This is a genomic window from Azospirillum sp. TSO5 (assembly GCF_003116065.1).
Classification (GTDB): domain Bacteria; phylum Pseudomonadota; class Alphaproteobacteria; order Azospirillales; family Azospirillaceae; genus Azospirillum.
This window is the reverse complement of record NZ_LGQY01000135.1, coordinates 1-8,427: the sequence shown is the minus strand read 5'-3', so window position 1 is coordinate 8,427 and position 8,427 is coordinate 1. Positions and strand designations below refer to the sequence as shown.

General features: G+C 69.5%; 10 protein-coding genes. 3 read left to right on the top strand and 7 right to left on the bottom strand.

The genetic code is table 11. From position 1 onward, the window contains the following. Both TSO5_RS28690 and TSO5_RS28685 read right to left on the bottom strand, forming a co-directional pair. The coding region (locus tag TSO5_RS28690) for a hypothetical protein (protein ID WP_146203852.1) at positions 1–217 on the bottom strand (217 nt) is incomplete at its 3' end. A 191-nt stretch (positions 218–408) separates the two neighbouring features. Continuing rightward, positions 409–1,137 carry a HisA/HisF-related TIM barrel protein gene (locus tag TSO5_RS28685; protein ID WP_109154804.1) on the bottom strand — a complete coding sequence of 243 codons (729 nt, stop codon included), beginning with the start codon at positions 1,135–1,137 and terminating at the stop codon, positions 409–411. Here TSO5_RS28685 and TSO5_RS28680 point away from each other — a divergent pair. The 3 genes from TSO5_RS28680 to TSO5_RS28670 are packed head-to-tail and all read left to right on the top strand — an operon-like array spanning position 1,136 to position 3,648. Then, the gene (locus tag TSO5_RS28680; protein WP_109154803.1) at positions 1,136–2,128 is read left to right on the top strand and encodes an ATP-grasp domain-containing protein; all 993 of its coding nucleotides are present in this window, start codon (positions 1,136–1,138) and stop codon (positions 2,126–2,128) included. The genes TSO5_RS28685 and TSO5_RS28680 overlap by 2 nt on opposite strands. Further along, a complete protein-coding gene (locus TSO5_RS28675) occupies positions 2,121–3,155 on the top strand; it encodes a hydantoinase/oxoprolinase family protein (RefSeq protein WP_109154802.1) in 1,035 nt (344 codons plus the stop codon). The genes TSO5_RS28680 and TSO5_RS28675 overlap by 8 nt, the downstream gene beginning before the upstream one ends. Before the next feature lie 10 nt (positions 3,156–3,165). Beyond that, entirely contained in the window at positions 3,166–3,648 is a 483-nt protein-coding gene (locus TSO5_RS28670) for a GreA/GreB family elongation factor (protein WP_109154801.1), read from the top strand. 442 nt (positions 3,649–4,090) lie between these two features. Here the strand turns inward: TSO5_RS28670 and TSO5_RS28660 are convergent, their stop codons facing one another. From TSO5_RS28660 to TSO5_RS28640, 5 genes are all read right to left on the bottom strand, one after another. After that, a complete protein-coding gene (locus TSO5_RS28660; RefSeq protein ID WP_247871008.1) occupies positions 4,091–4,687 on the bottom strand; it encodes a GNAT family N-acetyltransferase in 597 nt (198 codons plus the stop codon). 104 nt (positions 4,688–4,791) lie between these two features. Then, positions 4,792–5,676, bottom strand: a complete 885-nt coding sequence (locus TSO5_RS28655) for a proline/glycine betaine ABC transporter permease (RefSeq protein WP_109154799.1) — start codon at positions 5,674–5,676, stop codon at positions 4,792–4,794. A gap of 3 nt (positions 5,677–5,679) precedes the next feature. Continuing rightward, a complete protein-coding gene (proV, locus tag TSO5_RS28650; protein ID WP_109154798.1) occupies positions 5,680–6,963 on the bottom strand; it encodes a glycine betaine/L-proline ABC transporter ATP-binding protein ProV in 1,284 nt (427 codons plus the stop codon). Between the two features lie 64 nt (positions 6,964–7,027). Beyond that, positions 7,028–7,810, bottom strand: coding sequence for an electron transfer flavoprotein subunit beta (locus TSO5_RS28645; RefSeq protein ID WP_109154797.1), 783 nt, complete (start codon positions 7,808–7,810; stop codon positions 7,028–7,030). Beyond that, a partial coding sequence (locus TSO5_RS28640) for an FAD-binding protein (protein WP_146203851.1) occupies positions 7,803–8,427 on the bottom strand: 625 nt, incomplete at its 5' end. The genes TSO5_RS28640 and TSO5_RS28645, both read right to left, overlap by 8 nt.

Here is an 8,427-nt window from a genome sequence, read left to right as displayed (position 1 = left end):
TCGATGCGGTGACCGCGCCGCGCGTCCCCGGTCCGGTCCGATAGGCGGGAGCGGCGGTCTGGGTGCCCATGGTGTGATAGAGCAGCCCCGCCGCGCCCAACAGCGTGAGCAGGATCCCCAGCAGCCAGCCCGAGTGCCGGAAGGCGCGCTGGGCTGGTGGGGCCGGGGTGGTCGAGCGTCCGTGGCTCGATCCGTGGTCGGTCAGCGGCAGAGTCATCGGCCGTCTCCGGAAGGACCGGTTCGACGGTCCATGCTATCGATCCAGGCTATCCGTCTGACGGTCCGCAGCATTGACGTGCATCAAGATCGGCGGCGATCGATCAGGGTACTGCAAAAGGTGTAACGACAGGACGGCCCTGCACCGGTGGGGCACCGTCAAGTTGGCGTTGGACGGGTTGCCGGAGCGGTTCACCCCTTCGCCGCCAACTGACCGGACGCGAAGCGGGCGAGCGTTCCGGCGTCGAGGCGCCGGTCGTGGAGAGCGCTGGCCACCAGCACGGCATCGGCGCCGTGCGCGGCCAGCGCGTCCAGATCCGCCGCATCCCGCACGCCGCCGGCCCCCCACACCCGAACCCCCGGGCGTCGGGCCGCCAACGTGGCGATGCGGTCCAGGTCCGGCCCCTCGCCCGAGCCGACCCGGTCCAGCGTCATGGCGATCACGCGCGCGGGCCAGCGGCCGGCATCCTCATGCAGCGCCGCAGGTCCCAGCGGCACTCCCCGCCGGACATCCAGCGACAGCGCCAGCCGGTCTACTCCGGCCAGCGCCAGTGCCGCGTCCAGCGTCGCGCCGTCCGACTGGCTTTCGCTGCCGATCACCAGATGCCGGATCCCGGCGTCGAGCCAGCGGCGACAATCGTCGGGCGTCGCCAGTCCTGCATCGACCCAGAAGGCCACCTCCGGCCAGCGCGCCTGCAGTGCCGCGACGGTGGAACGGTGGTCGCCATTTCCCCTGATCGCGTCGAGATCGGCGACATAGCAGGCGCGGAAGGGTTGCAGCGCCAGCAGCGCGGCCACGATATCCTGTGGTGCGGATCCTGCGGTCAGCGCGCTTTCGATGGGGCGGTAGCGGTCGCGCTCCCCCCGCTTGGCATGAACCACCTGCTCGCCCAGCAGGTCGATGACGGGAACGATGTCCATGGAGAACAGCCTTCGTCGGGTTCTGGTCTGCGAGTATGTCACCGGCGGCGCGCTGTGCAATGGGCCGCTTCCGACCGACCTGATGGATGAGGCCAACGCGATGGTCGCGGCCCTGGTCGGTGATCTGGTCGCGCTGGACGGAATACACGTCACGCTGTGCTGGGACAACCGCCTTGCCCCGCCGTCCTTCCCGGCCGACCGTGTCGCCCTGTTCCCGGTGGCGCCGGGCGAGGATCATGAGGCGCGCTGGTGCGATGCCGCCGACCGGTGCGACGTGGTCTGGCCGATCGCGCCGGAAAGCGACGGGCTGCTGGGCCACGTCGTGGCTCTTTTCCGCGGCACCGGTCGTCCGGTGGTCGCCTGCGCCCCCGAGGCCATCGCTCTTGCGTCGTCGAAGACGGCGACGGCGGCGCGGCTGGCCGCGCACGGCATCGCGACCATTCCCACTGTGCCCTTCGGCGCCCCGCCACCGCCCGCCGCTCGCCATGTGGTGAAGCCGGACGACGGCGCCGGTTGCCTCGACACCTTCATCGTCGACGACATCGCCGCCTGGACGCCGCCGCATGACGGGCGCTGGATCGTGCAGCCGCTGGTCGAGGGCGAGGCGTGCAGCCTGTCCATGCTGGTCGACGATACCGGCGGGGTGCGGCTGCTCGGCTGCAACCGTCAGACGGTGGAGCGCGGGAGCGACTGCTTCTCCTTCCATGGCGTGGAGGTCGGGGCGATGGAGCACCGCCGTGCCGCCTGGGAGCCGCTGGCTCGCGCCATCGCCGCCGCGATTCCTGGCCTGCGCGGCTATGTCGCCGTCGACGTCATCGACCGGCCTGATGGTCCGGAGGCGAAAGGTCCGGTTGTGGTGGAGGTGAACCCGCGCCTGTCCGTCGGTTACTCCGGGCTGTCGCGGGTGCTGGGCTGGAACCCGGCGGGCGACATCCTGACTCTGTTCCACCCAAGATCGGCCGATGCGGGCCGGGAGGACGCACATGCCTGACACCCGTGGTTCGATCGTGATCGGCTGGGACATCGGCGGCGCCCACCTGAAGGCCGCCTGGGCGGAGGATGGCCGGCTGCGCGATGCGGTCCAGGTGCCCTGCCGGCTCTGGCAAGGGATGGGAGAGCTGGATGCTGCGCTGACTACGGTGCTGGAGCGCCTGCCGGTGAACGCCGACCATGTGGTGACGATGACCGGCGAACTGGTCGATCTGTTCGACGACCGCGCCCAGGGCGTGCACACGCTGATCGACCGGATGGCGGCGGCCCTGCCGCAGGGGCGGCTGCGCGTCTATGCCGGCAGGCGCGGATTGCTGTCGCCACAGGAGGCGCGGGGACAGGTGATGGACGTGGCCTCCGCCAACTGGATGGCGACCGCCGCGGTGGTCTCCCGGCTCCTGCCTGCGGCGCTGCTGGTCGACATGGGCAGCACCACCACGGACGTCGTCCCGGTGCGCGACGGCGCGGTGGTGGCGCGCGGCGTCACCGATCACGAGCGGATGGCGGTGGAGGAACTGCTCTATACCGGGCTGACCCGCACGGCGGTGATGGCGATGGAGCGCACCGCGCTCGTCGCTGGCGAGCGGTTGCCGATGATGGCCGAGTATTTCGCCACCAGTGCCGACCTCTACCGCGTGCTGGGCCGGCTGGACGAGGCTACTGACCAGCATCCCGCCGCCGACAACGGGGCGAAGACGGTCGCGGCCAGCCTGCGCCGTCTGGCCCGCATGGTTGGCCACGACGCCGACGATTACGATCCGGCGGTCTGGCGGGCGATGGCCGCCGATCTGACCGAACGCCAGCTGCGCCGCATCCACGATGCCGCCTGCCGCGTGCTGTCGGCCGGGGTCCCGCCCCTTCCGGTCGATGCGCCCGTGGTCGGAGCCGGCGTCGGGCGGGTCGTCGTGAAGGAGGTGGCCGCCCGGTTGGGCCGTCCCTACCATGATTTCTGCGATGTGGTGGGTGCCCCCGGTCAGGATTGGGTCGCCAGTTGCGCCCCCGCCGCCGCCATGGCGCTGCTGGGTTGAGGGGGGAGACATGAGCCGCGCCTTCGTCAAGGAAAGCGACGCCGAAACCGAGGGGCCGCTGCCGCAGATCACCGGCCCGCTGCATGTGTCCGCCGTCACCGTTGCCGCCTGGCAGGAGGAGCTTGCCGCGGCCGATGCCGAGGTTGCGAATCTGCGCGGCTCCGAAGCGCCGGAGGACCGGCAGGCGATAAGCAGCGCGAAGCGGCGCGCCGACCTGCTCCGCGCCCGTCTGGCCGCCGCCGTGGTGATGCGCCCGGCCGGCTCGGCGGAGGAGGTCGGGTTCGGCTCCGTTGTCGTCGCCGAGGATGAGAATGGGCGCCGATGGACGTTCACGCTGGTGGGCGGCGAGGAGGCCGATCCCGCCGCCGGCCGGATCAGCTGGCAATCCCCGTTGGGCGAGGCGCTGATGGGCGGACGGGCCGGCGACGTGGTCGAATGGCCGCGCCGAAATGGCCCCCTGTCGCTAACTCTTCGTTCGGTGTCGGCGTCGTGATCCTGGCCGGTTCAATCACCATCATCCCGTCATGATCGCGGCCGGGATAGGAATCGGCGACGATGCCGCCGCCGACCTGGGCGATGACGCGGTCGGGTTGTGACGGCCAGGGTGCGGATGACGATGCTGCTGTCCATCGCCCCGTCGAAGCCGATCCAGGCGACCGATCCGCAACAGGCGCCGCGCGGGCGGGTTCCCTTGATCGGGCGGGTTTCCATGCAGCCGGATGAAGCGCTCCGGCGAGGCGCTGGCCAGACCGGCCCCGCCGGGAAGCGTCAGGCAGGCCGAGAAGGGGGGCGGGGCTGAGCGCCAGCAGGCGGGACAAGTCGAACACCGATCGCCCGCGCGGATGTACTCCAGCACCTGCTCCACCCGCGGGCAATAGTCGTCCCGCGCGATCTCCGGTCGAACTGTCGAAGACTAGGCCGTCCTGCGGCATGCGTCATGGTCCGATGCTGGTGGCGAGGGACTTGACCCAGAAGCGGAGGGGTTTGGCGGTCTCCTCCCGGTCGCCGGCGTCGCACCAGGACAGGGTTCCGCCGATCTCCGGTTCCAGCCGATAGCCCAGCCGCCGCCACGCGGCATCGGGCGTCCGGTAGGTGTTCGGGCGGCGGGGATGGTCGACGGAACGCACGATCTCGCCGAAGGCGATCGACGCGAAACGGCCGGTTTCACGTATGCGGGATTCGCCGATTTCCAACAGGGCGGTCCCGACCCCACGCCCGCGATGGGAGGGGAGGACCACCACCTCACCGAAATAGAAGATCGAGCGCGGGTTGCAGCCTGCATGGGTGAACGGGTCGCGCAAGGCGTCCAATTCCTGGTCGAGCGGTGCGCCAGTGACGGCCGCGACCATGTGGTTGCGCTCGAAAGCGGCCAGGATGAGCCCGCCCGGCAGGCCGCCGAGACCGGACAGATAGCGTTCTTCGTACGCGGACGAACCGGAATAGAGAAAAGGGAACTCGCCCAGCACCGCCAGACGCAGGACCGCCAGCTCCGCCACCCGGTCGGCCAGGGCGGCGCCGGTCAGCCGCTCCACCCGTATGCCGCCTCCTATGTCACCATGCAGCCGCGGCCCGTGGGGCGGCACGGGCCGCGCCGGAAGAGCGGTGGCGAAGCCCCCTTCCGGAAGAGCCCCCGCGCTCACCGTGCAGGCACCGGCAGGAACCGCCGCAGGAACGCGAAGCGTGCCGGGCGCGGGGCGGAGGCGGTCCGGCCGAAGCTTTGCGTGATGCGGTCGAGAACGATGGCCAGCAGCACGACGCTGAGGCCGCTTTCGAAGCCGAGCGCGATGTCCAGACGCTGGATGCCCTGCAGCACCACGTTGCCCAGGCCGCCGGCGCCGATCATGGAGGCGATGACGATCATCGACAGCGCCATCATCATCGTCTGGTTCACGCCCGCCATGATCGAGGGTAGGGCGTTCGGCAGCTGCACCTTGAACAGAAGCTGGCGGTCATGGCAGCCGAAGGCCTTTCCGGCCTCCACGATCTCGGCCGGCACCTGCTGGATGCCGAGCGACGTCAGGCGCACCGCCGGCGGCATGGCGAAGATGACGGTGGCGAGGATTCCAGGCACCCGGCCCAGGCCGAAGAACATCACGGCCGGGATCAGATAGACGAAGGCCGGCATGGTCTGCATGAAGTCCAGCGTGGTGCGGACGATGCTTTCGACCACGCGGTTGCGCGCCATCCAGACGCCCAGCGGAACGCCGATCAGCAGGCTGAGCAGGGTGGCGGTCAGCACCAGACCCAGGGTGGAGGCGGTCTCCGTCCACAGCCCCATCCCGGCGATCAGCAGCAGGGCGGCGACCGTGAAGATGGCAAAGCCGACGCCGACGCGCCAGAGGGAGATGGCGACGAGCAGACCGATCAGCAGCCAGGCCGGTGTCCCGACCAGCACATAGTCGATGGCGCCGCCGAAGCCGTTCACCACCGTCGCGATCGTGTCGAAGGTCGATTGGAAATGGTCGAGCATGAAGCTGACCAACTCCTCGACCCACTTGCCGATTCTGATTTCGGACTCCATCGGTCAATCCCCCCGAACCAAGGTGTGGAGCATGAGGGCGCGTGAAATGGCGCCGAGGAAGTTGTGATCGTCGTCGACGACGGGCACCGGCCATTCGGTGTCGGCGACGAGCGCGAGCAGGGCATGGACGGGCGTTGCAGCGTTGACTGTGCGGACGTCGGGCAGGAAGGCGTTGACGAAGCGCGGCTGCGGCCCGTTCAGTTCGCGCTCCAGCGTCGTCTGCGAGACGATGCCTTCGAAGCGGCCGTCCTGGGTGCGCACATAGCCGAAATTGTGGTGGTTCTCGCGCAGCTGCTGCAGGGCGGGGGCCAGTTCGCCGGGCAGGCGGATGACCGTGTTGGTCGCCTCGTAGCGCGCCACGTCGCCGGCCCGCAGCACCTTGGAGGCATCGACGTTGCGGAAGAAGGAGCGGACGTAATCGTCGGCCGGGCGGCTGAGGATTTCATAGGGCGTGCCGACCTGTACGATGCGGCCGCCTTCCATGATGGCGATGCGGTCGCCGATGCGCATCGCCTCGTCCAGATCGTGGGAGATGAAGACGATGGTGCGCTGATGCTCGCGTTGCAGGCGCAGAAGTTCGTCCTGCATTTCGGTGCGGATCAGCGGGTCGAGGGCGGAAAAAGCCTCGTCCATCAGCAGGATGGTGGGATCGTTGGCCAATGCGCGGGCGAGGCCGACCCGCTGCTGCATGCCCCCCGACATCTCGCGCGGATAGCGGCTGGCATAGGCGCCAAGCCCGACCTGCTCCAGCGCCTGCTGCGCCGCCTTGTGCCGCTCCGCCTTGGACACACCGGAGATTTCCAGGCCGAAGGCGGCATTGTCCAGCGCGCTCAAGTGCGGCATCAGAGCGAAGGATTGGAAGACCATGCCCATGTTGCGGCGGCGGGCCTGGATCAGTTCGGACTTGGACATGCTGACCAGATCCTTGCCGTCGAGCAGGATCTCGCCGCTGCTGGGTTCGATCAGCCGGTTCAGCAGTCGGATCATGGTGGATTTGCCGGACCCCGACAGCCCCATGATGACGAAGATTTCGCCCGAACGGACCTGAAAGCTGGCATCCAGCACGCCGACATTGACGTTCAGTTTCTCCAGAACCTCCGCCTTGCTGGCGCCCTGGCGCAGCATGGTCAACGCGGGTTTGGGATCGGCGGAGAAGACCTTGTAGACGTTCCGCACTTCCAGCCGGACCGCCGCGTCATCGCCGACGCTTGTCCTGGCAGCGCCGCGGGGAAAGCCCAGGCTGGCCGGTCCACCGACCGAAACCGCGCTTCGCATCATCGTGTTCATCGACAGGCCTCCTCTCGATTGGCGACAGCGCGACCTGTGGTACTGGGAGGATCGTTTTGCATGGTCATGGAAGCATTCCCTGTTCGACGAGGCTGTCGTAGATGGCCAGCGCCCCCGCTTCGGCTGTCGGGTTGACCAGCAGTTGGCCTTTTCCGCTCTTGCTCTCGGTCGCGGCTTTCAGCCGGTCCAGCGCCGAGCCGCCGCGCTTCACGCGCATCAGCTTGGGCTTTGGTCGCCATGGCCGATGCTCACAGTCCGACAGGAAGAGGTCGGCGGTCGCCTGGGCCGCCACCGGCTCGATGACGCCCCGCCGGGCTGGGCCGAAGGCCGAGGCGCGGGCGGGCGGGGCGGAAGGATGGACGGTCGCTATGAGGCGGCCGGTTGCGATCAATGCCCGCCGCTGTCCGCGCGGCAGCGCCTGAACGAGGTCGACCGCACCCGGCATGGAGTCCGGCGCATCGGCGGAGCCGATCCGCACCACATCGGGAACGACGGCGGCATCAAGGCCGCGGGCGATCAAATAGGGCAGCATGCCGCTGCCCTCGCCGTCCTCCGCCTGCCGTCCGGTCAGGACCAGTGACGGGTCGAACTGGCGAAGATGGGCGATCAGCGGTTCAACCGGATCGCTTCCCTCCGGCAGGACCAGCAGCGTCAGCCGCTCCAGCCCCATGCCCAGATAGGCGCGCAGCGCCTCGCCGTCGGCGGCGGGGCCGGCATGGATCGCCGTCAGCCGCCGCGGGCGCAATGCCAGCGCCATTTCCAGTGCCTGTGCGTCGGTGACGGCACGGCGGGCGCGGCCCGAAACCGGATGGCGACCGACGGACAGCAGGACGGCGACATTATGCATGGCGGCGCTCCCGGATGAGCCGGATCAGGGCGGGCATGACGTCCTGCGCATCGGCGACGATGGACAGGTCGGCCCGCTTGATCATCTCGGCGTGGAGGTCGGTGTTGACGGCGATCACATGGCGGACGCCGGTGATGCCCTGAAGATGCTGCGGTGCGCCGGCGATGCCGAAGGCGAGGTAGCAGCGGGCGCTGACCACCGTGCCGGAGGCACCAACCTGTCGTTCGCGCGGCAGATGGCCGGCGTCGCAGACCACACGGCTGCCGGCGCGGGTGGCGCCCAGCGCTTCGCCCAACTCGGCGAAGCTCCGCCAGTCGGTCACGCCGTTGCCGGCGCTGAGGATGAAGTCGGTTTCCGACAGCGACAGGGCGTCGGGATCGACGGCCAGCCGGCGGGCGCCGCCCAGGCGCGGCAGGACTTCTTCCCCAGCGGTCACCGGAGCGGCGAGGTCGAGCGGCCGGGCTTCGTGCCGCACGCCGTCGAGGGAGGCGAAGGCATCCGCCGCCACCGTCATCAGCCGGGTCGGGCGGTGCCCGGTTTCCAGCGATCCGCCGGCCGACTGGCGGGTCGCCCGGTCGGGGGCGAGGCTCTGCAAGCCGGCGAACAGCCGCTCTCCC

What these genes read in the sequence shown, in the direction of transcription:
- TSO5_RS28680 (WP_109154803.1), top strand. Translation starts at nt 1,136, where the DNA reads ATGGAGAACAGCCTTCGTCGGGTTCTGGTCTGCGAGTATGTCACCGGC.
- TSO5_RS28685 (WP_109154804.1), bottom strand. Translation starts at nt 1,137, where the DNA reads ATGGACATCGTTCCCGTCATCGACCTGCTGGGCGAGCAGGTGGTTCAT.
- TSO5_RS28675 (WP_109154802.1), top strand. Translation starts at nt 2,121, where the DNA reads ATGCCTGACACCCGTGGTTCGATCGTGATCGGCTGGGACATCGGCGGC.
- TSO5_RS28670 (WP_109154801.1), top strand. Translation starts at nt 3,166, where the DNA reads ATGAGCCGCGCCTTCGTCAAGGAAAGCGACGCCGAAACCGAGGGGCCG.
- TSO5_RS28655 (WP_109154799.1), bottom strand. Translation starts at nt 5,676, where the DNA reads ATGGAGTCCGAAATCAGAATCGGCAAGTGGGTCGAGGAGTTGGTCAGC.
- proV (WP_109154798.1), bottom strand. Translation starts at nt 6,963, where the DNA reads ATGAACACGATGATGCGAAGCGCGGTTTCGGTCGGTGGACCGGCCAGC.
- TSO5_RS28645 (WP_109154797.1), bottom strand. Translation starts at nt 7,810, where the DNA reads ATGCATAATGTCGCCGTCCTGCTGTCCGTCGGTCGCCATCCGGTTTCG.